Source organism: Geomicrobium sp. JSM 1781026 (genome assembly GCF_041949955.1).
Classification (GTDB): Bacteria; Bacillota; Bacilli; order Bacillales; family Marinococcaceae; genus Geomicrobium_A.
Genome location: NZ_JBHFQF010000001.1, coordinates 290,822 through 312,780, shown reverse-complemented (window position 1 = coordinate 312,780; position 21,959 = coordinate 290,822). Strand labels below are relative to the sequence as shown.

Genomic DNA, 21,959 nt, shown 5'->3' with positions numbered 1-21,959 from the left:
TTCTATAAATGATGAGTTAGATCAGACCTAATTCTTTTAAACCGGCATGAATTCCTTCTTCATCGACACTTTTTGTTATGAAATCTGCTGCTTGTTTCGTCTCTTCCGTTCCATTTCCCATAGCAACACCAACACCTGCCGCTTGTAACATTTCAATGTCGTTTAAGCCGTCTCCAAATGCAACTGTATCCTCCATTGATATGTTTAACAGATCCGCTGCTTTTTGTATGCCGACCGCTTTTGAACCGCCTGCAGGAACAATATCAACGGATAAATCATGCCACCTGACGAAATCAAATTCCGAAAATGCTTGTTCATACTCGCTTGGATTCTCACCTTTTGTTGAAAACAATAGTGCTTGATACACTTCTCCATCCATAGGATTTTTGTGAATTGGGGGATACGGCAACAATAAGCTTTCCATACACTCTTTAATACGAGGGTGGGATAATTGATCGGTGCGCATTCCTGTGTGATCCATAAACACCATCGCATGGTCATTACGATGTGCCATCTCGAAAATGTTCTTTAACGCAGAAGAATGAAGCGACTTCGCTAACACAACGTCTCCATCAATGACGACGTATGAGCCATTAAACCCAATGTGGGAGACGATTCCGAGCTTCTCCATTAATGACGTATACATAAACGGGGATCGTCCCGTTGCAATTAACACATGATGTCCATTTTCTTGAAGTGCTCGCACGGCGCTAACCGTTACATCTGACATCTGTTTATCTTCATTATAAATCGTGCCATCAATGTCGAGAAAAATCGCTTTTGTTTTCATACCATCACTCCACTCTAAAATCAATCAAGCTTCTTTCATTATGAAGGAAAGTGCGCGTACTGAAAAGAAAAACGCCTAGCTTTGTTTCCAACAATTAACGAGACATCACTTGTATGTGAACGAGCCAGTCATCACAAATTATAAGGTAACACGCATCAAAACGGGAGAAATTGCCAATGCGGTTTGCTAAACGGATGAAAATACGCTAAAATAAGGTAACTGTCTGCTGAGCTTGTTGTGATGTGGAAGTGCCCTCCCCTCTTTGAAAAACATCGGCCGAGCATTGTTAATCACTGAGGGACCACGACTACTGTATAAGCTCGATAAGTGAACGGATTTCTTTTTTTTGCATGGTGTATGAATGAATATGGTCGCTCTTATGAAGCGTTGCCATTGGGCAACGTTTTTATATGAGTATCCGCGTATACCTTAAGCAATAAATTAATAAACAAGGAGAGATTTGACAAAGTGATCTACAAAGTAATGTACCAGTCGAACGCCAAAGAGGTTCCTGTACGCGAAAAAACAGGGGCTCTCTACGTAGAAGCAAATGATGAGCGTGACGTTCGACGTAAACTAGCAAAAGACGAATTAAACATTGAATTTATTCAACCATTATCAGGCGCCCATCTTGAATATGAACAGAGTAAGCCTGACTATAAGTTGGAGAAGCGCTAATGAAACAATTGCAACAAGACCAAGTTGCTGTTTTCGCTCTTGGAGGGCTTGGCGAAATCGGCAAAAACACATATGCGGTTGAATATAAAGACGAGATTGTTATTATTGATGCAGGAATAATGTTCCCAGAAGATGAGTTGCTCGGCATCGACTACGTTATTCCTGATTATACGTACCTCTCTCGTAACGAAGACAAAATTGTCGGGCTATTCATTACCCACGGCCATGAAGACCATATCGGAGGAATTCCGTATTTATTACGTGAAATTAACGTTCCAGTATATGGCGGAAAATTAGCCAATGGGCTTTTACGTGGGAAATTAGAAGAGCACGGTTTGCTACGAAGAACGAAAATGATTGAGCTAAACGAAGATGATGAAATCTCTTTCAAACACTTGAAAATATCTTTCTTTAGAACGACGCATAGTATTCCTGACGCGTTAGGAATCGTCGTAAATACACCAGAAGGCAATATTGTTCATACTGGCGATTTTAAATTTGACTTCACACCTGTTGGCGAACCTGCGAACTTAACAAAAATGGCTGAGCTTGGTGCAGAAGGTGTGCTTTGTTTACTGTCTGACAGCACAAATTCAGAAGTACCCGGTTTTACGATGTCAGAAAGAAAAGTCGGCGACAGCATTGAGAACATCTTCAGGCAAGTTGATGGCCGTGTCATTTTCGCGACGTTTGCCTCTAACATTCACCGATTACAACAAGTCGTACAATCCGCGGTGAAACACGGGCGTAAGATCGCCGTATTTGGACGTAGCATGGAGTCCGCCCTTACGATTGGACAAGAACTCGGCTACATTCAAGCACCTAAAGATACGTTTGTCGAGACGAATCAATTAAGTCGAATTCCCGACAACGAAATTACGATTCTTTGCACCGGATCTCAAGGAGAGCCAATGGCGGCATTGTCTCGAATTGCTCACGGAACACACCGTCAGATTCAAATTATTCCTGGCGATACCGTTGTGTTCTCGAGCTCGCCAATTCCTGGTAATACGCTAAGTGTCAACAAGATTATTAACCAACTGTTCCGTGCAGGTGCGAATGTCATTCACGGGTCATTAAATGATATTCATACATCAGGTCACGGTAGCCAAGAAGAGCAAAAGCTCATGCTTCGTTTGATGAAACCGAAATACTTCTTCCCAATTCACGGGGAGTACCGCATGCTCGTGAGCCACAAAAAACTTGCGATTGATTGCGGCATTGCCGAAGAAAATATCTTTATTATGGATATTGGAGAAGTATTAGCACTGAAGAAAGATGAAGCGAAAAAAATCGGTAAAGTTCCTTCAGGCTCTGTTTATGTCGACGGTAATGGCATTGGTGACATCGGAAACATCGTCTTACGTGACCGTAGAATCTTGTCAGAAGAAGGCCTCGTCGTCGTCGTCGTATCACTCGACATGACGAACTTTAAAGTATCTGCTGGCCCTGACATTATTTCTCGTGGGTTTGTATATATGCGTGAGTCATCTCACCTCATTCACGACGCCCAAAAGATGTTAGACAAGCACCTTCGTGAGCTCATGGACCAAAAAACAACACAATGGTCAGAGATTAAGAACGAGATTATCGAGCTTCTCTCTCCATTCCTTTACGAGAAAACAAAACGCAAACCGATGATTTTACCGATCATCATGGAAGTATAACGACGTACAGCGATTTCCAATTGGAAATCGCTGTTTTTTTATCGTAACAACCGTTTAATTCTTTGTTCTAATGTGCCGAGGTGATCTTGACCTTGTTGAAAGTACCTCATCTGTCCTGATGCATCAAACAAATAAAATGCAGGAATGAAATTGTAGCCAAATGCATCTGATAGCAGTGCTTCTTCATCAATAGCAAGAGGTGCGTCCAGACCGGCCCTTTTTGCTTGCTCCGTCACTTCCGCATCATCTTCTGGCTCTAAATTAACCGAAACGGCATGTATGTGAGATTCGTACTTCTTCATTAACGCGGACACGTCCGGCAATGTCGTTAAACAAGAAGCACAACTTAACGTCCAAAAGTGGACGAGGTAAGGTTGGTCATGAGTCGCTCTAGGCGGTAGCTGATTCAGCCACTTTACATTGGCTGTTAGATCTGGCATAGATGAACCAATTTTTAAACCCATATTAAGCTCCCCCTTCTTGGTGTTTCAATTATCTTACTCAACATGGGGAGCTTTTGTTCCGAGAAGTTAGACCATCCCTAGCATCGTATGTGACATGTTTACACTATGCTGGTGAATGCGAAGCATTAAGTTCATCAGATCCGAGAAAACAACACTTACCGTACTGCTTGAACCTGAACCATAATAGAAATGTTCATATCGCATTTCTCTTTCCATTCGCTGGATTTTTGGGTTGTTATAGATGACTTGTAATGCCTCTTCTTCTCGATTGTTCGAAAAGGCTTTTGACGCATGGGAAAACCCTTGTTCGACTTCTTCAAACAACTGCTGAATTTTTTCACGCTCCCAATCATTCAGCATTTTATGTTTGTTCTCCAACTTATTCATTGCCCTTGCCATCTCTTTCATCACATTTGTCAAACGTTCGAGATCATTGTTTACATACAATAATTTTAATGCTTCCTCAGATTCTTTATCATTTAAGTTATTCTCCATAATTCTTTGCAAATGATGATAGGTAGCTTTATAGACGACATCAATGATTCTCTCTTGTTGAACGACTTGTTGACGAGCTTTATCATCTTCAATCATGCTGAGTAAATGCGGAAACATGTGCTCACTCACTCGTTCGGTCACGACTTCAAGCTCTTTTCTCGCCTGCAACAAGCCGACCGCCGGTATCGCACTTGCATCCCGATCCAGGTGTTTTACGTATTTAGACGGCAATTCCTTTTTCGGCATGAGCTTGGTCATCCACACCGCAAATCGGTCGCAAAACGGCAGCAGTATAAACAAGTTCACGAGATTAAATAACGTATGGGAGTTCGCAATTTGCCGTTCTATCTCCCCACCAAATAGCGGTAAAATTGCAACAAAAACGCTCGTTAACGGCAAAAAGATGAGCACACCGATTCCTTTAAAAATTGCATGGGCTACCGCCGCACGTTGGGCATCTTTCGAAGCCGTCACGCTTGAGATGAGGGCAGTAAATACCGTACCGAAATTCGCACCATAAACGATGGCAACGCCTGCTTCTAGGCTAATTGAACCGTTGGCAGCAAGGGCCATCGCAAGGGCAATGGTGGCTGCACTGTTTTGAACAATTGCGGTAAATAAGGCAGCGACAACGACGGCTAACAAGGGTTGCTCAGAAATGGCAGCTAAGTATTCCATAAATACCGGGTCCGTTTGCAACGGCTCCATCGCCGCAGTCATAATCCCCATTCCAAAAAACACAAAGCCAAACCCGAGAACGATTGACCCGTATGCACGCATTTTCACATTCATAAGAAATAACAAAACCCCAAGCGTCACAAACGCAAGGGCGTAATCGGTAATGCTAAATGCAATGAGCTGAACAGTAATGGTCGTTCCAACGGCTGAGCCTAACATAATACCAAGTGCTCTTCGTAAGCTAATCAGGCCGGCATTGACAAAGCCGACCGTCATTACGGTCGCAGCAGTTGATGATTGCATAACAGCCGCCAAAACAATGCCTGCGATCGCACCATAAAATTGGTTCTTCGTAACTTTTTGAAGAAAAACTTTAAGGTGGTTAGACGCGGACTGTTTTAACCCGTCACTCGCAATCCACATGCCATACAAAAAGATCGCAAGTCCCCCAAGCAGTTGGAGACTAATCTGAATCCAATCCATACACGACACCTTCTTCTTGACTTTCCTTTAACTTGCGAACAATGTTAACGACATGGTCCGCAATTCGCTCTTGGTATCTCGCAACAAGAAAAAAAGGCGCTAGCGAATCAATTCGTAAAGGGTCTTGTTTCATCTCTGTGGATAACTGTTTTTGCATCGTATAGAATAACGCATCGACGTGCTCATCTTGCTGTTCAAGCGCGTCGTAGTCTTGATAGTCTTGTTCTTTCATCATTGAAAGCGCATGTGACATCATTTCTAGACTAATGTGATTCATTTCACGAACAGCTTGTTCAACTTTTTCACTATTGAATTGCGCTTTTGGATCGGTCGTTCGTTCCTTAGCAATTTCGGCAATGTTCACAATTTGATCACCCATTCGCTCTAGTTCCCTCGCTACCCTCATCATTGATGTAAGGACACGCAGCTCGTGAGGCAGCGGGGGCTGGAGCATAATCAAATTCAATACATCAGTGTGCACTTGTTGATCAAAGCGATCAATCGTTTCATCTTCAGAGATGAGCTGGGTGGCGTGTTTTTCGTCTTTGGAAAACAGTGCAGTAGGAACACGTTCCATTTGCACTTTCGTCGCCACTCCCATTTTGTATAATTGTTTTTCGATCTTTCTCATTTCTTGATGAAAATATTTCATTTTGTACATGTGAGCCCACCTCTCTTATTAGAGCGTATGAAAAGGGCTCTAAAATCATGATTCACCCATGATACTGTCTGAGATGATCCCATCTACTCCGAACTGCTTCATCGCTGACAAATCACTTTGCTCATTTACGGTGTACGGAAAAACCTTGAGGTTGTTGGATTTGAAGTCTAGAACATCCTCCGCTTGAATGGTACGAAAGTGTGGATGTACCGAATAGACCGAATACGGTTGAAAGGAACGTAAATAATTTTCTATTTTTACAATTCTGGAATTTAACAAAAGCCCGATGTGAACATTTGCAGCCCTTTCTTTCACGCGAACAAGAGAATGATGATCAAAGGAAGAAACAATCGTAGTTTCCATACGTTCGTAGGTTTGGATCGCTTGCACGACCAGCTCTTCAATCCCTTCATAAAAGGAAGGGATGTTTTTAATCTCAACGTTGATGACTGTTTCTTTCGGCATGCATTCAAACACTTCTGACAATGTTGGGATCTTCTCACCTCTATAAGCTTCGCTATACCAACTTCCAGCATCGTGCGCCTTTAATTGACCCAGTGTCATATCCGCGACTTTCCCTTCACCATTCGTTGTCCGGTTAATCCATTCATCATGAATGACGATTAATTCCCCATCCAATGATCGGTGCACATCTAACTCAATGCCATCTGCTCCTTTATGAACGGCTTGTTGAAATGCAGCTACTGTATTTTCCGGGGCATTTGCTGAATAACCGCGATGAGCAATATACAAAATGAATCTTCCTCTCAACAATTGCTATGACGTTAATTTTAGTGAACCTCGATAAAGTTGTCAATGTAGGCGATATGCGGGACACACCAATCATTGAACGTGTCCCGCTCTTTCGCTTATTTGTTCATCGCTTCGTGTAGGTAGCCAATCACATGCTCAACTGCTACGGGGATCGCTTCTTCTTTTGGATTTAACGTAGGTTCATGTAATCCAGCTTCTCCATCAACACCGAGCCAAAACATAAAACCTGGCACGTCGTCTAAGAAAAAGCCGAAATCTTCCCCAGTCATGGCGCGCTCAGATTCAACAAATTGAACGTTTGGTTGCTTTTTCGTCCAATTTATGAAATCGTTCGTTTTCGTTGCATCGTTCCACACTTGTTTGTATGCTGAGCCCCATTCAATCACAACTTCACAATCAAAACTTTCAGCAATGCCTCGGCACATGCTTGTGACATGTTTTTGCACACGATCCATTGATTCTTTTGAAAGCGTGCGAATCGTCCCTTCCGTGCTTGCGCGAGAGGCGACAATGTTCTCCTTCGTACCGCTTTCGAGCTTTCCAATCGAGATAACCGCACTATCAATCGGGTCAATTCTACGGGAGATGACCGACTGCAACTGCGTAATTAAGTAACTAGACGCTACAACCATATCATTCGCTTCATGCGGATAAGCGGCATGTCCACTTTTCCCGCGCAAATGGAGATTAAACTCTGCCGTATTCGCAAACAACAGCCCTTCTTTCGTGGCCACTGTCCCGACCGCTAGATGAGGATGGACGTGCAGAGCCATCATCCAATCCGGGCGCAAAGCTTCATATTCTTTACTCTGAATCATCGGTTCTGCCCCGCCCGGTCCTTCTTCTGCCGGCTGAAAGATAAACAGGAGATTGTCTTTTGGTTGCTGCTCACTAAAGTATGAAAGGAGCGAAAGCGCGATCGTCATATGCAAGTCATGTCCACACGCGTGCATATACCCTTCATGTACAGATGAATAGGGCAAGCCCGTTTGTTCTGCCATCGGTAGACCATCAATATCAGTCCGGTACCCAATCGTTTGTTCAGGTGCATACCCATTGATGTTCACAAAGTAACCTGTTTGCCATTCGATGATGCGCATATATTTCTGGTCTAAGTTATCAAGATAATGACGGAGCGTTTTGCTCGTTTCCCACTCCTTAAACCCTTCTTCAGGAATCTGATGAAGCTCTTGGCGAATGTGATACATCTGTTCCTTCGTATACATGGCAATGCTCCCCCTATAAAGAAACTCCCGCTCATGTTGACCGGGAGTTTTAACTCATGTTTAGTCTTCTTTAAGCTTACGAAGCTCTGCTTTAATTTCTGTTTTCCCACGCGTACCTTCATCAATGTCTTTGATGACACGTGCAGGCGTTCCAGCAACAACAACATTCTCTGGAACATCTTCAGTAACAATTGCGCCTGCTGCAACAACAGCGCCTTTTCCAACACGAACACCTTCCAAGATTACAGCGTTCGCACCAATAACAACCTCATCTTCGACGATCACTGGCTGTGCAGATGGCGGTTCAACAACTCCTGCGAGTACGGCTCCAGCTCCGATATGGCAGTTTTTGCCGACGGTTGCACGACCACCCATAACGACGTTCATATCAATCATCGTACCTTCACCTACTACGGCTCCGATGTTGATGCTAGCCCCCATCATAATGACGGAATTGTCACCGATAATGACTTGGTCACGGATAATCGCACCTGGCTCAATTCGTGCTTTAATATTCTTCATATCAAGCAATGGAATTGCCGAATTCCGTCGATCATTTTCGACGACATAGTCTCGAATCTTTGCTTCATTTTCTAGAAGAGTTTCTTGAATCGCCTTCCACTCTCCGAAAACAACTGCACCTGACTCATTAGGGAAGACTTTTGCGTCTTCGCCAAAATTCATATCACGAACATCTCCGTTAATGTACACTTTTACCGGAGTTGATTTCTCGCTTTCAGAAATAAACTTTACAATTTCATGTCCATCCATCATTTTCATGGTTCATCCTCCAAACGATCATTCGTATCATTTTTTCCTATTCTAGATTATCATAACACTGCATTGAACAAAAGCATTACGACTGCTTGTCCTCTAATTTGTCATCTGGACCTTCTGTGAGTAAGTGCAACTCATCGTTGATGTACAAGTCTTGAGAAGGCATTGCAAAGTCGACATTTTCCTCACGGAGGATTTCCAAAATCCGCAAGTTCAGCTGCTCTTTAACTTTTAACCATTCTTCCCAGTTTGTCGTATTCGTGAACAAGTAGAACATTAGTTCAATGCCAGATTCTTGCAACTCGTGCAAACGGACGAAGATCGTTTCCTGATTGATCGCTTCATTTCCTTTCAATTCACTTTCAATCCGCTCTCTAGCCACTTTTAACGATTCCATCGGAGTATCATATCGAAATTGAATTTCAAAAGCGATTTGTCGCTTCGTCATCTCAGACCAATTCGTGATCGGTTCGTGAGCGAGTGTTGAGTTGGGCACTGTAACGAGCCCTTCAGAAAACGTTCTGACCTTTGTACTCCGAAAAGAAATGTCTTCTACAATTCCTTCAACGGTTGGCGTCTCAATCCAATCATCTTTTTTAAAGGGCTTCTCTGTAACGATAATGATACCGCCAAACAAGTTGCCAATCGTGTCTTGAGCTGCAAGAGCAAAAGCAAGACCACCAAGCCCTAGACCGGCAACAAAACCGTTAATATCAAAACCAAACGTATCGAGAATAACCACGACAGTTAGCGCGACGATCAATACGCGTAACAACTTGGAAAGGAAAGGTACGAGCATACTGTCTTCCCCGGAATCGAGGCGCATGCTTAACTTCTTAAACAGATTAGAAGATGTTCCAGATACGTTAAAGAACCCCCAGCCGAACATTAAGATCACACTGGAACGAAAGAACGTGTTCACAACTTCCATTCGCCTTTCAACAGCTGCTGTCGGATCATCTGGCACTAAGTATTGAATCGCAAGATACAAACCTAATATCACAAAGAAAAAACGAACCGGTCGTTGAAATGACAACAAGATATTCGGAAGTAGTTCACTTTTGCTTTTTCGTGATAGCCGCAAAATAAAAGCGAAAACATAACGGGTGAACACTTTTCTAAGAAATAAAAAGAACATAATGATTATAAATGCGACGACATATTGTAGCCACGGATACATGGCAATCCAGTCGTGGTACATATCTAACAATGAAATCCCTCCGGTCTAAAAAAACGAAAAAATAGAGAGTCAGAAGACCCTCTCACTTATTTATCCTATATGTTAAATGAATGCTTTTAACTTGGTACTTTGCATCATCATTACATGATCAAGAATCGCATGCACCCGCTCTTCGTCTAATCGATCGGTTCGTGACCCTTCCCGAATGGAAAGTGCGTGAGACACAACATCAGAGTCGGACCATCGCGACAAAGCCCATAGCGCGCCCTTCGTTTTTGACGTCATCCGGCCGTTTTCTTTAAAGCACCATGTGCGACAAGCATTCAAAACAGCTTCGTGACCATACGGATCATAAAATGGGTGAAAAACATGTGCCTTATGCCAACGAAGCGACCCTTTCATGGCCTCATTCAACCATGGTTTTGGCACGACCCCAAATACTTCTTCAATCGGTTTTCCGATGAGAGTTTTTCCAGATTGATAACAGATGGTAAAGTCCATCAATAACCCTTCGTCCATCCCTTCTTCTTTCACCTTTACACCGATATCTTGTTGAAATGTGAGCACGTATTCGTAAGACGGAAGAGAATGCGGTTTTAACACCTCATCTTCTAATACGAACACAAGCTCCAAACCTAAACCTGGAGGAACCAACCTCTCCTCAGCTAATTGGTCGACCAACTTCAGTTTCACAGAATCTTTAAGCGGACGGTCCACAATGCACATCACATCCACGTCGCTATTCGTCGGAATCCAATCGTCCATAACGAGCGATCCACTCAAATACACCCCTGTGAGTTGTTTTTTCAACAATGATTGCAACGTTGTGGCAAGGCGGTCCAAATAATCGTCAATCTGGTCGTCCATATCCAGCATCTTCCCCCATCCATGTTGTAATGATGTAATGATACTTATCAATATCGTAATCGATTGTCGTTCCACTTGCAATGGGAAGTATGTCATTTGTCATACAACAGATAAAAAGAACGGAGTCAATGACCCCGTTTCAAAAGTTCCGTTCAATGTGTTGGAGGGAATTACATGCCATGATTACAGACCTGGGAGGTATGACAGAGCCAATCTTTACAAGCAAGACGTCCGGCGGATGACGTTTTTGCTTGCCTTATTATTCTATGATTATCTTTGAAAAACTAGTAATGGTCTTACCTATATCTAGCGAAATTCCATATACAACTACTTTAATCACACTCAACAATAATAGACCCTTTTAAGCGACTTCTCGTTTTCCGTTTTTTGTCTGGTTTTGCCTTTGGTTTTGCCTTTGGTTTTGGCTCTGGTTTGCCATTGTACCACGAAGGATACCACGGCGGGGCAGGCTTTTGATAGCCACTATGATAGCAGGAACTTCCCTTATCCGAATGCTTCTTTCGACAAGAACATCCTGTCCAATAGTGTCTTGATTGGTTCATATTTTCATTTCCTTTCTTTCGATCCTGTAAAGGGGAAGCAGTTATAAAACTGCTTCCCTCACGTCCTTATTAGTCGTCGCACTCGATTTCAAACTTAATGCGGCAACGCTCTCCACGATCTTTGTCACATTTGTCTTTCTTTTTGTAACAACGGTCATAATCATAGTCGTAGTCGTAATCATAGTCATACTTGTCTTTACATCCACATCCGCGACCTCTGTCACGTACTTCTCTACACTCGCACTCAAAACGCTTGCCCCGTCGGTTGCGGCCACCTCGGTTACCGCCACAGCCAAACAGATAGTCCCAATGATTATATGACATTTCAAACTCTCCTTTTTTCCTCATAAATTGTCTTACATTAAATCCTATGTCAACTCTCACATTCGTTGTAATGACATAACCTAGCTATCGACAAAAAAGAGGGAGACGTCTATGAAATTGGGTAGTTTCACTGGATCGCAAAAAATAAAACTACTGTGCATAATTCCTCTTAACGTGAATTACATTGTATTAATGAAGGAATGCAGGTGCTGCAAATGACAGAAGTGTTACGTGTTCTCTTCGAACATCAGCCGGACTGGGTATACGGAGTGACTGGTTTTCTCATCATTGCGGGTGTGCTCGTTCTTTTTGTATTAATCGGACGCGCCGCGATGAAGTATACGGAGAAAATTGATAAAGAATTAGGATTCCAAAAAATTCAACAAGAATTGTTTACATCCAAAACCGAAGCTTCCTTACAAAAAGACATCTCGCTGCAAACGACACATGCGATGCAAAACGCAGAGCGATTTCTTGCGTCTCTGTCCAACTTAAAGGAACAAGAGTTACCCGTCACTGAACGATTAGAAGCGTACGAAAGCTTAATGATTCAACTCGTGAACACACTAAGTACCGATATTAAGTTCAAACCAGGCGAAGAACATTACTGCGCTATATGGATTGAAGAAGAAGAAATTGATCGGCTCGTGCTATTTGCAGGTAACACCCGTTTTGATGAAGGCGATCAAAACGACCAACTTCCCATTCATGAAACGATTGCCGGACGTTGTTTTCGCAAAAAAAGAAGAGAACACGTCCAGAACATTTACGCGGATGTTGATTATTACCCAACCGAGATGCTAAGAGTGGATTCCAAAGCGCTTCTTTGCTTCCCTTTATCCGAATGGGGAGTGTTAACCATTGATGCCCAGACGTCGTTTCAAAAAGAAGTGATTCCAATTGCCGCACTATATAGCAGATTTATTGAGCTGGCATTCATTGAATATAGTCAGACGCTTGATAATCAATTTGTCGATCAACAATTAAATGAGACAGAATACGATAGAAGCAAGGGAGGTTGATGCAATTTGTCAGGAAAAGAACTGCTAAAAAAAGCCGCAGCGCGATCGGCAAAAAAGCGTGGCATTCTATCTGAATCCCATTATCACAAATGGCTGAGAACGCAAAGACAGGCCGCAGCCAAAGCATCCACTTCCGATTATTCGGAGGCAAAAAGACAACTGTTAAAGCGACTGTAAATTGTCATTTCCGATATCACACGTTCGTCCAAGTTGGGCGGGCGTGCTTTTTTAATCCAACGTGTGCAATCTAATACCTTCCACTTACTCATTAAAAAACCGCCAGACTCCAACGTGTGGAATCTGGCGGTCCTCTTACCAAACTGCTCAGTTTTTTTATTTTTCATTGTCGTTTTTGTTGCGTTTGACAATCGACTCAAGAAGGTCGAGCAGTTCATCTTTACTTAAATCATTCGTCTCACGGTCTGTGGACGTGTTATTCTCTTGTTTCTCTTCTTCTTGGTACTCTTCGTTCTGTTCTTCTGTCATTTCTTCGTGTCGGTCTTCAGCGTCTCTAGGCTCCGGATCAGCCGGCGCTTTTTCATCATCGACTTCTTCAATGTCCTCTGCTTGTGTCGACTTGTACGTTGAAGGACGCCCTGCTTCGTGTGCGGGTAAATACATGCGTCGCTCTTCACCTGATTCATCGTAGTCACTCACAACTACATATGGCGTCCGGCGTGAGCGTGTTTCTTTATCAAACAAGCTGTACATGACCGGAATAAACACGAGTGTAAGCACTGTACTACTAATGAGACCACCAATTACAGCAATCGCCATTGGCTGCTGCATTTCTGCACCTTCACCCATACCAATAGCAATCGGCACCATACCTAGAATTGCAGTGACAGATGTCATCACAATCGGTCGTGTTCTTAACTTCACAGATTCAACGAGCGCATCGTAGGTAGACAACCCTTTTCGCTTCTGTTGATTCACGAAGTCAAGCATGACAATTCCGTTGTTTACTGCAATACCTACGAGAATGATTACCCCGATAAAGGTCGTAATTCCGATAGCGGTTTGCGTTGCTGTAAGAGCAATTGCAACCCCGATAATAACGAGAGGAACCGTTAGCATCATAATAAATGGCAACTTAAATGATTCAAATTGTGCAGCCATAATGAGATAAATGAAGGTAACCGCAAGCACAAGCGCAAGAACCATGCTCATCATGGCATCATCAAGGATTTCTTGCTCTCCGCCAAAGGAGAAGTTTGCTCCATCTGGCAACTCAACTTCATCAACAGACGATACAATCGCATCTGACACATCACTGAGTACAGCAGCAGTCGTATAACCGACTGTAAATTCAACGGCTTCTTCTTGGTCCGCTCGTTGAACGGCTGCAGGGCTTTCTCCTTCAGTGATCTCGGCAATATCATTGAGGTTTACCGTTTCACCTTCGTTATTTCTAATCGTTAAGACTTCAAGTTCATCTATTGAATCGGTAAAACTTGCATCGAGACCAACGACAACTTCATACGTCGTTGTCGTGCCATTTGTATCCTCTTCTTCATCATCATCAGGAATTTGGACAGTTGCAACGGTCTCGCCTTGGGTCGCCTCATTGACTTGTGTCGCAACTTCTGCTGGTGTTAGACCGTTGTCAAGTGCTGCCTCATCATCGACTTCGATAAGAATTTCTGGCACCGTATCTTCAATACTTAGTTGTACTTCTTGAATGATGGAGTAATCGAGCAACTCATCTTGTAGCTCTTCTGCGAAATCATACAACTCGCTACGCTCTGAGTGAGACACGATAAACGGTACCGTATTGGCTTCCCCGCCCATCGCTGCGGTCATTGTATAGGCTCGCAACTCTTCAACACCGTCATCTGCACGTTCCAGTTCACGCGTAATTGATTCCACAAACTCCGCATCCGTCATTGATCGCTCATCCATCGGAATCATCGATACGATGATTTGGGCAGTATGAGATTCACCTTCCCCACCCATATCCATTGACGATCCTCCAATGGAGGCCGAGTAATGGTCGATTTCTTGGTAGTCATCCAAAACATCTTCGATTGCCGTTACGGCTTCATCTGTTCGCTCTAAACTCGTACCAGATTCCATTTCAATATCGACGTTAAATGACGATTGGTCAGCTTCTGGGAGAAGCTCTGTGCCGACTGTAAACAGTCCACCAATACCGCCAAAAAGAAGCAATAACGTAATCGCGATGACAGACTTGCGATGCCCGAGCGACCAGTGCGTAATATTTTCAAGTGATTTCATTGTTTTGCCTTGGCGGCGTTTTTCTTCAATGTCTTCTTTAGGTGCTTTTAATACACGGCTCGCAACCATCGGAACGACCGTAATCGCAACGAGGAGCGAAGACAATAAACTAAACGATACAGTTAAGGCTAGCTCACCAAAAATGTCTCCAACAATGCCTGTAATAAATACGATTGGCAAGAATACAGAAATGGTCGTTAGCGTTGAGGCTGTAATCGCCCCCATCACTTCTTTCGTACCTTCTCTCGCTGCCTCTTTTGCGTCTTTACCTTTGGATAGGTGGCGATAAATGTTCTCAATAACAACAATCGCGTTATCAATAACAAGACCAATTCCTAGGGCAAGACCCCCCAGCGTCATGATGTTTAATCCAATGTCCAAAAAGAACATAAACGCAAATGTAACAATGACCGAGAAAGGTATGGCCAAGCCAATGATAAATGGTGTCTTCAAGTTTCTTAGGAAGAAGAACAACACTGTCATCGCCAGCACACCACCGAGTACGAGTGCAGAAAGTACACTGTTAATCGCTTGGTTTATAAAGTCCCCTTCATCATATAAGGAGATAATACTCAAGTCTTCAAAATCACTGTCATTCATTAATTCGTCCAACCGCTCATTTACTGCATCAGATGTTGATGCCGTATTGGCGCTAGATTCTTGCATGATCGATAACATCATGGCATCTTCTTGGTTGGCTCTTGTAATGACCGTTTGATCTTCGGTAACAATGTCTACGTCCCCGACATCATCAATCGTAATTTGATCGCCCGATTCTGGATCAACACCTACGACTAGCTCGCGAATGTCATTCACTGATGTGAGTTCGCTAACGACCCTTGTCGTTAAACTCAGATCATCCTGGAGCACAGTACCACCAGGCATGGAAACGTTGTTTGATTGAATGGCTCCACTAATGTCGTCTTGTGCGACGTTGTTATCATCCATGAGTTCACGATCGAGGTTCACTTCTACAATTTCTGTTAGACTACCTGATTCATCAACGCTTGCTACACCGGGTATGTTTAACAGTTCTTGTTCAAGGTCTAGCACATCATCTTGAAAGTCAATGATGTCATCCCCTGATGTGACCGCAAGTTGCATCATCGGGAACATCGATGGGTCAAATTGCAAAAAGCTCGGTTCATCCACACTATCAGGCAAGTTCACCTGCCGTAGCGTATTCATGATGTCCAGTTCAACATCTTCGATGTCTGTTTCCCAATCAAACTGCAAAATAATCATTGACGTGCCTTCAGTCGTATTCGACTGAATGAGATCTAAACCCGTTGTCGTCGCTAATTGCGCTTCTAACGGTTCAGTTACTTCGGTTAGAACTTCTTCTGGCCCTGCATCTGGATACGATGCAATCACCGCTGCTACTGGAGGATCAATATCTGGAATTAATTGTAGCGGTAATCTCGTAGAAGAAACGAGACCTACAATTAAAAACAAAATCATGACGACGATTGTAAAAACCGGACGTCTGATCGAGAAATTTGTCATGTGTAAACCACCCCTATGCCCTATCAATTTTTATGTATTTTTTACGTATGGAAATGCACTTCATTAGCATACACCGGAACGATGAACTGATTATGAACCAACTTCACATTCTTACCGTTGTCACAAATTAGTCATAACTTATGGAAGGCATGATCGTCACAGTGAACGTCGACCCTTCGTTTATTTTGCTCTGAACATTGATTGAAAATCCATGTGCATCAACAATTCGTTGAACGAGGGGAAGTCCGAGACCATTGCCACTCTTTTCAGGCGTTCTTGCTTCATCTACCGTATAAAAACGGTCAAACACATAAGAAAGGTGTTCTTCAGCGATCCCAATCCCTTCGTCTTCGATAACCAATTTGATCTGTTGGGGAAGCACAATGACATTCACCCATATAGTGCCGTGACTGTGCGAGAATTTAATCGCATTCGTAAACAAGTTCATCCATACTTGTTCCATTAAATCTTGGTCTGCCTCAATGGTAATCGAAGGCAACTCAACTTGAATATCGATATGCTTCTCTTCCCAAAGTAAGCGCGTAGATAAAATCACCCTACGAATTTGCTCATCCAAAGCATATGAAGTCATTTGCAGTGGATGATGTTCTGATTCTAACGAAGCGAGTTGCAGCAAGTGATCACTAAGCCGGGATAAACGTTGGGTACTCGACTGAATAATCGCTAAGTACTCTTCCCGCTCATTTTCTTTCACAACCCCGTCTCGAATCGCTTGAGTGAATCCATTGATCGTCGTCATCGGCGCCTTAAACTCGTGAGAAACATTACTCACGAACTCTTGTCGCATATTCTCCACTTTTTGCAACTCTTTGGACATGTAGTTGAAATTGTCCACTAGCTCGCCAATTTCATCTTCCCTTTTTTTCTGAATGTAAACCGAAAAATCTCCAGTTGCCATTTTTTTTGCTGCTTTTGATAGCAAGTTAATCGGCGAGACGATCGGTGTGGAAGCGATGAGAAACAGTATGCTACCTACAATAAATACGACGAGCAATGAAGCAATGATAATATCACGAACAGCTTGTGATTCTGCTGACAAATCAACTTGATAGACGAGCGTATGCAACTCTCCATTAATCGGTCGCGCGATCGCAATCTCAAACAACTCTTCCGTCCCTTTAAAAACAAAAGAAGATTCACCTTCACTTAGAGATGAGAAATTGTTGATGGAAGCGTCTGATATGGGTTGTGCGGCTTCACTTCTGTATTGCAATTGTTGCTCTTCATCCAAAACAGTCAATGTTGCTTGATGTTCCCTCGCATTCGCTTCTAAATCGGCGATCGACGCTGCTTCTTCAGAAAGAAGCAAGGCATTGATGCCATCTTCAACTGTTGAAAGGGATTGTTCAGAACGATGATGTTCTGGGTAGAAGACGTATGTAAACATATAGGCGGCACATAGACTGATGAGCAGCACGACGATAAACATCGTGACGATTCTCGCGTGAAAGCTTCTTCGAAAAAATAAGATGAGCATTATCCATACTCCTCCATCGTATATCCCAACCCTCGAATGGTCCGAATCGATAGCCCTTCAAACGGGCGAATTTTCTCCCTTAATCGTTTAATATGCACATCGACCGTTCGATCATCCCCTTCATAGTCATGTCCCCATATGAGTTGTATCAATTGATCTCGAGTGAAAATCGTGCCTGGGAATTTCGCAAGATGAAACAGCAGTTCGCATTCTTTTCTTTTTAACGCGACCTCCGTCCTGTCACTCGTCACTTTAAGTTTATCCTTTTGAATGACGTACGGACCAATTTGAACTTCTTGTGCAGTGAACAACTCGTAGCGGTTTAGTAATGCTTTGACACGTAATACGAGCTCTACTGGATCAAACGGTTTAACAAGATAATCATCGGTCCCTGCGTTAAATCCTTCGATTTTATCACTTGACTCGCCTTTTGCTGTCACGATGAGAATGGGCAATGTATAAGATTGGCGAATGAACCTCGTCACTTCCCATCCGTTTACTTTCGGCATCATCACATCGATAATCGCTAAAGAAACGGGTTGTTCCTTCATTTTTTCTAGCGCTTCTTCTCCATCTAATGCTTCGATTACACGGAATTGATCATTTTCTAAGTACAAACGGATGAGTCTTCGTATGTTCGCATCATCATCAGCGACAAGAATGGTTGTCATACTTTCACCGCCCTTTCTCTGCAGTATACCCCTCGTGTATGAACTGAGGATGACATCACAAAAAAACCTTTCGCTTCATTATAAATCAATGAAGCGAAAGGTTCATCTCTATTCATTTACTGGTTGTTTCTTTAAACCAGCACCAATTTTTTGCTTTTGAAGAAGTGGGTATAGTTTCAAAAATACTGGAACAAATACCGCACCGACGAGAATGCCTTTCATTAGATTAAATGGCAATATCCCTGCGAGAACCATTGTCATCATAATTTCAGGGGTAAATGGCATTTCCACAAGCCATACGTAAGCGGGTAAGAAAACAAAATAATTGAGTACGCTAAGAATAACGGTAAGTGAAAATGTGCCCACACCTACGCCAACAACGAGGCTGCGCGTCGTCCGGTACCGACGATAGATATACGCAATCGGCAACACAAATGCTAAGCTTGCGGTAAAGTTCGTCACCATACCGATCGGGTCGCCCGCCCCCATAAATAGTGTATAAAGAGCGATTTTAATACCTGCGACGGCAATGCCTGCAACAGGCGAGAACAGAATGGCCGCTAACAACACAGGAATTTCACTAAAATCAATGCTTAAAAACGGTGTAGCTGTTAGAAACGGCAACGGAAAGCTTAGAAACATAAACGCGGTACCTAGTGCACCAAGTATGGCATAGCTTACCATTCGGAACGTTTTCGATGATTGGTTGTTCATAATAATTGCCTCCCTTCTCCGGTAAAAAAGGGATAACAGAGTTGTTCACTTTGTTATGTTCGTTGTTTTTCATTAAAAAAGCCCCTCGACAGTAAACTGCGAGGGGCTTGAGCGATCAATAACAAAGCGTTCACCTAAACAAATCGGCCGCATGATAAACATGCTACCCATCGAGTAGGAACGACTTTCTCTGCAATCTTCTCCCATCCAGACTATACTGTCGGTTCCGGAATCACACCGGATCAACCACTTTAAAATAAAAGTGGGTCACGGACTTGTTACAACGCGCGTAACTTACCGTCGGTCGGGAATTTCACCCTGCCCCGAAGATTTATATTAGATTATGTAACTTAGTGTATCGGATGATGCGCAAACCGTCAACCATTTGTCCTCAATGTTTAAGATTACGCGCAATGGGTATGCTTTTTGAGACATCCATTCACTACCTTGGGAGGCCTACAATGCACATCCGCTTTGGTTTTGTTGCCAATGCCCTTGACCTTTATGAAGCATCACCTGCAAAAACAGTTACGTTTTCTCGTTATCGCCAGCTTGGCGAGAAAGAAGGTAAAAAGAAATTGCATGACGTGACCGAAATGAATTTATTACGCACGAAACGGATTATCCATTACTTAATTGCCCATGAAATTCCGTTATACCGGTTCTCCTCTTCACTCGTTCCACTTGCAACACATCCTGAAACACAGTGGGATTATATAACGCCCTTTTCTCATTTATATAAAGAGATTGGCACTCTTGTTAAAACCCATCAATTACGAACGAGTTTTCACCCGAATCAGTTCACCCTGTTTACGAGTGATCGTGATCACGTCACTGAAAAAGCCGTTGAAGATTTGGTTTATCATTACGAGCTCGCAAAAGCGATGGGTCTACACGAAGAGATTCGAATTAACATCCACGTTGGAGGCGCTTATGGCGATAAAGAGAAAGCGCTCGAACGGTTTCACAACAACATAAAGAAGGTTCCCGCTCACATCTTAAAACAACTCACACTTGAAAATGACGATAAAACGTATACGACGACGGAAACACTCGCTGTCGCCGAGCAACACAGCATTCCGATGATGTTTGACTATCATCATTACGTGGCAAATCATACCGACGACGAAGAGCTAACAGAGCTACTTCCTCGGGTTTTTGCGACTTGGGAATCCACCTCTCAACCCGCCAAAATTCACATTTCCTCGCCAAAAAGCAAAACCGCTTTTCGGAGCCACGCGGATTATGTCGATGAAACATTTCTCGAGCCGCTGCTCGACGGTTTGAAAACCATTCGAGAAAATGTGGATTTCATGATTGAAGCAAAAGCAAAAGATCGTGCTTGTTTGTCTCTCATTGATCGCCTCTCCAAAAAGCGTGGCATGAATCAAGTTTCAGGAGGGTCCATAGTTATTCGTTAAAGACGGCCACAGCGCGAACCGGCGAACCATCTCCACCTTTAATATGTAGTGGCAATCCTACCCAAAGAAACGGCTTTCTGACCGGTACACGGTCTAGGTTAACAAGGTTTGTGTACGTGACAATCCCGTGCCCTAACAACGCTTTTTCTAAGTCAAAATCAATTTCACCTGCGGCAAACGGCGGTGCGGCTTTTACAATCGCATCAAAGTGCTCGATGCCGACGTCTTGTCGGAATACAAGCCCTGTTCGCTCTGGAAGATGATGGACATCATTAACGAGAACCGCAACGTGCACGAAAGTCGTGAGAGGGATCTGATCGATCGTTTGCTTTCCGGCATGCATGTGCGAAAACGCATCCACATGAGTGCCGGTATGAGATCCTAAACTTAAACGACGGACTTCGAATCCTTGCTGCTCAATTGTCGTTGCAACGTCTAGGTTTACTTCCGGATCGCCTGGGTAGACCGTCATTCCTGATTCAATCGGTGCCGTTAAATCAATGATTTTCATTTTTTCCTCCTTTGGATCATCTCGTCATCCCATCGATTATTAAAGATCATTTGTTGTTCGTGTTTTCTTTCAATGCAATATATTTATCCTATCGGCCAAAAACGAAAGAAAATAAAGAACCCCAAACGTGTGTTTATACACGAACGTTTGGGGAGTTTCAAATCATTAGACTACACGACGTCATATCCTTGATCTTCAATTTCTTCTTTAATCTTATCCAATGTTACTTCGCTATCGTTAAAATTTACATCGACTTTGTTTTCGTCAAGGTGTACAACGACAGACGCCACACCGTTCATTTCCCCAACACTTGATTCAATTGCCTTCACACAGTGCCCACAAGACATACCTGTTACATTTAGTGTCGTATTCATTGCGATCCACCTCCTTCGTACACTGCTCCATCTCCATGAAATGTTCGTCATTCAACCGATGATTCTCGGACATTTACTACATATCCTACAAGTAAAATCTTAACATAGAGAAGTCGGAAAATAACATTTCGTTTTACGATGATTCATGCTCCTCACTTAGCATTTCAAACGTTTATAGACGCAATGCGTTCTGTAGCGGAGATTAATTAAGAATGAATTCCTGTTTCTCATCGTCTCGACGCTGACGTGCAACCCGGTAGTACTGAGTAATGACGCTATTGCTGCTTTTAACTCCTCATACACTCATTTCTACATGTTGGTCATCCGCTCGTGCGCCTTATGCAAAACATGTAAATGCGAGTCTTTATTCAGTATAC

The 21,959-nt window shown here is 43.1% G+C and carries 20 protein-coding genes and 1 riboswitch; of the genes, 4 read left to right on the top strand and 16 right to left on the bottom strand.

Annotated elements, in window-relative coordinates; translation table 11 throughout:
- Positions 1 to 16 precede the first annotated feature (16 nt).
- The gene (locus ACE1TF_RS01545; protein WP_375013718.1) at positions 17 to 790 is read right to left on the bottom strand and encodes a Cof-type HAD-IIB family hydrolase; all 774 of its coding nucleotides are present in this window, start codon (positions 788 to 790) and stop codon (positions 17 to 19) included.
- 468 nt (positions 791 to 1,258) lie between these two features.
- On the opposite strand from ACE1TF_RS01545, the gene ACE1TF_RS01540 reads away from it, so the two are divergent.
- Together ACE1TF_RS01540 and rnjA are read left to right on the top strand one after the other, a co-directional pair.
- Positions 1,259 to 1,468 (top strand): DNA-dependent RNA polymerase subunit epsilon, encoded by a 210-nt coding sequence (locus ACE1TF_RS01540; RefSeq protein ID WP_042400973.1) that lies wholly within the window; start codon positions 1,259 to 1,261, stop codon positions 1,466 to 1,468.
- Positions 1,468 to 3,135, top strand: a complete 1,668-nt coding sequence (rnjA, locus tag ACE1TF_RS01535; RefSeq protein WP_042400974.1) for a ribonuclease J1 — start codon at positions 1,468 to 1,470, stop codon at positions 3,133 to 3,135. Before ACE1TF_RS01540 ends, rnjA begins: the two co-directional genes overlap by 1 nt.
- A 38-nt stretch (positions 3,136 to 3,173) precedes the next feature.
- Here rnjA and ACE1TF_RS01530 read toward each other — a convergent pair whose 3' ends face one another.
- The 9 genes from ACE1TF_RS01530 to ACE1TF_RS01490 form a co-directional block, all read right to left on the bottom strand.
- A complete protein-coding gene (locus ACE1TF_RS01530; protein WP_042400976.1) occupies positions 3,174 to 3,599 on the bottom strand; it encodes a TlpA family protein disulfide reductase in 426 nt (141 codons plus the stop codon).
- A gap of 66 nt (positions 3,600 to 3,665) precedes the next feature.
- On the bottom strand, positions 3,666 to 5,255 hold the full coding sequence (locus ACE1TF_RS01525; protein ID WP_375013715.1) for a Na/Pi cotransporter family protein: 1,590 nt from the start codon (positions 5,253 to 5,255) through the stop codon (positions 3,666 to 3,668).
- A complete protein-coding gene (phoU, locus tag ACE1TF_RS01520) occupies positions 5,236 to 5,916 on the bottom strand; it encodes a phosphate signaling complex protein PhoU (protein ID WP_375013713.1) in 681 nt (226 codons plus the stop codon). Before phoU ends, ACE1TF_RS01525 begins: the two co-directional genes overlap by 20 nt.
- 45 nt (positions 5,917 to 5,961) lie before the next feature.
- Complete coding sequence (locus ACE1TF_RS01515) at positions 5,962 to 6,669, bottom strand: glycerophosphodiester phosphodiesterase (protein ID WP_375013711.1); 708 nt, start codon at positions 6,667 to 6,669, stop codon at positions 5,962 to 5,964.
- A gap of 116 nt (positions 6,670 to 6,785) precedes the next feature.
- On the bottom strand, positions 6,786 to 7,916 hold the full coding sequence (locus ACE1TF_RS01510) for an N-acetyldiaminopimelate deacetylase (RefSeq protein WP_375013709.1): 1,131 nt from the start codon (positions 7,914 to 7,916) through the stop codon (positions 6,786 to 6,788).
- A gap of 60 nt (positions 7,917 to 7,976) precedes the next feature.
- Entirely contained in the window at positions 7,977 to 8,696 is a 720-nt protein-coding gene (dapD, locus tag ACE1TF_RS01505) for a 2,3,4,5-tetrahydropyridine-2,6-dicarboxylate N-acetyltransferase (RefSeq protein ID WP_042400989.1), read from the bottom strand.
- Between the two features lie 76 nt (positions 8,697 to 8,772).
- Positions 8,773 to 9,894 (bottom strand): mechanosensitive ion channel family protein, encoded by a 1,122-nt coding sequence (locus ACE1TF_RS01500; protein ID WP_042401004.1) that lies wholly within the window; start codon positions 9,892 to 9,894, stop codon positions 8,773 to 8,775.
- A gap of 81 nt (positions 9,895 to 9,975) precedes the next feature.
- Entirely contained in the window at positions 9,976 to 10,836 is an 861-nt protein-coding gene (locus tag ACE1TF_RS01495) for an aminoglycoside adenylyltransferase domain-containing protein (RefSeq protein WP_375013707.1), read from the bottom strand.
- 536 nt (positions 10,837 to 11,372) lie between these two features.
- Positions 11,373 to 11,627 carry a hypothetical protein gene (locus tag ACE1TF_RS01490; protein ID WP_375013705.1) on the bottom strand — a complete coding sequence of 85 codons (255 nt, stop codon included), beginning with the start codon at positions 11,625 to 11,627 and terminating at the stop codon, positions 11,373 to 11,375.
- Between the two features lie 206 nt (positions 11,628 to 11,833).
- On the opposite strand from ACE1TF_RS01490, the gene ACE1TF_RS01485 reads away from it, so the two are divergent.
- Positions 11,834 to 12,649 carry a GAF domain-containing protein gene (locus tag ACE1TF_RS01485; protein ID WP_375013703.1) on the top strand — a complete coding sequence of 272 codons (816 nt, stop codon included), beginning with the start codon at positions 11,834 to 11,836 and terminating at the stop codon, positions 12,647 to 12,649.
- 333 nt (positions 12,650 to 12,982) lie between these two features.
- Here the strand turns inward: ACE1TF_RS01485 and ACE1TF_RS01480 are convergent, their stop codons facing one another.
- The 4 genes from ACE1TF_RS01480 to ACE1TF_RS01465 form a co-directional block, all read right to left on the bottom strand.
- Positions 12,983 to 16,393 carry an efflux RND transporter permease subunit gene (locus ACE1TF_RS01480; protein ID WP_375013701.1) on the bottom strand — a complete coding sequence of 1,137 codons (3,411 nt, stop codon included), beginning with the start codon at positions 16,391 to 16,393 and terminating at the stop codon, positions 12,983 to 12,985.
- A gap of 127 nt (positions 16,394 to 16,520) precedes the next feature.
- Positions 16,521 to 17,891: a sensor histidine kinase gene (locus ACE1TF_RS01475; RefSeq protein ID WP_052364040.1), complete on the bottom strand. Its 1,371-nt coding sequence runs from the start codon at positions 17,889 to 17,891 to the stop codon at positions 16,521 to 16,523.
- A complete protein-coding gene (locus ACE1TF_RS01470; RefSeq protein ID WP_042403532.1) occupies positions 17,891 to 18,562 on the bottom strand; it encodes a response regulator transcription factor in 672 nt (223 codons plus the stop codon). The genes ACE1TF_RS01475 and ACE1TF_RS01470 overlap by 1 nt, the downstream gene beginning before the upstream one ends.
- A gap of 108 nt (positions 18,563 to 18,670) precedes the next feature.
- Complete coding sequence (locus ACE1TF_RS01465; protein ID WP_375013698.1) at positions 18,671 to 19,276, bottom strand: ECF transporter S component; 606 nt, start codon at positions 19,274 to 19,276, stop codon at positions 18,671 to 18,673.
- Between the two features lie 191 nt (positions 19,277 to 19,467).
- Positions 19,468 to 19,611, bottom strand: a riboswitch (FMN riboswitch).
- Between the two features lie 126 nt (positions 19,612 to 19,737).
- Between ACE1TF_RS01465 and uvsE the strand changes: the two genes are divergently transcribed.
- Positions 19,738 to 20,697 carry a UV DNA damage repair endonuclease UvsE gene (gene uvsE, locus ACE1TF_RS01460; RefSeq protein ID WP_375013696.1) on the top strand — a complete coding sequence of 320 codons (960 nt, stop codon included), beginning with the start codon at positions 19,738 to 19,740 and terminating at the stop codon, positions 20,695 to 20,697.
- Here uvsE and ACE1TF_RS01455 read toward each other — a convergent pair.
- Both ACE1TF_RS01455 and copZ read right to left on the bottom strand, forming a co-directional pair.
- Positions 20,687 to 21,208, bottom strand: a complete 522-nt coding sequence (locus ACE1TF_RS01455) for a cyclase family protein (RefSeq protein ID WP_375013694.1) — start codon at positions 21,206 to 21,208, stop codon at positions 20,687 to 20,689. The two genes, uvsE and ACE1TF_RS01455, sit on opposite strands and share 11 nt — an antisense overlap.
- Before the next feature lie 170 nt (positions 21,209 to 21,378).
- Positions 21,379 to 21,582 (bottom strand): copper chaperone CopZ, encoded by a 204-nt coding sequence (gene copZ / locus ACE1TF_RS01450; protein WP_042403538.1) that lies wholly within the window; start codon positions 21,580 to 21,582, stop codon positions 21,379 to 21,381.
- Positions 21,583 to 21,959: the final 377 nt, after the last annotated feature.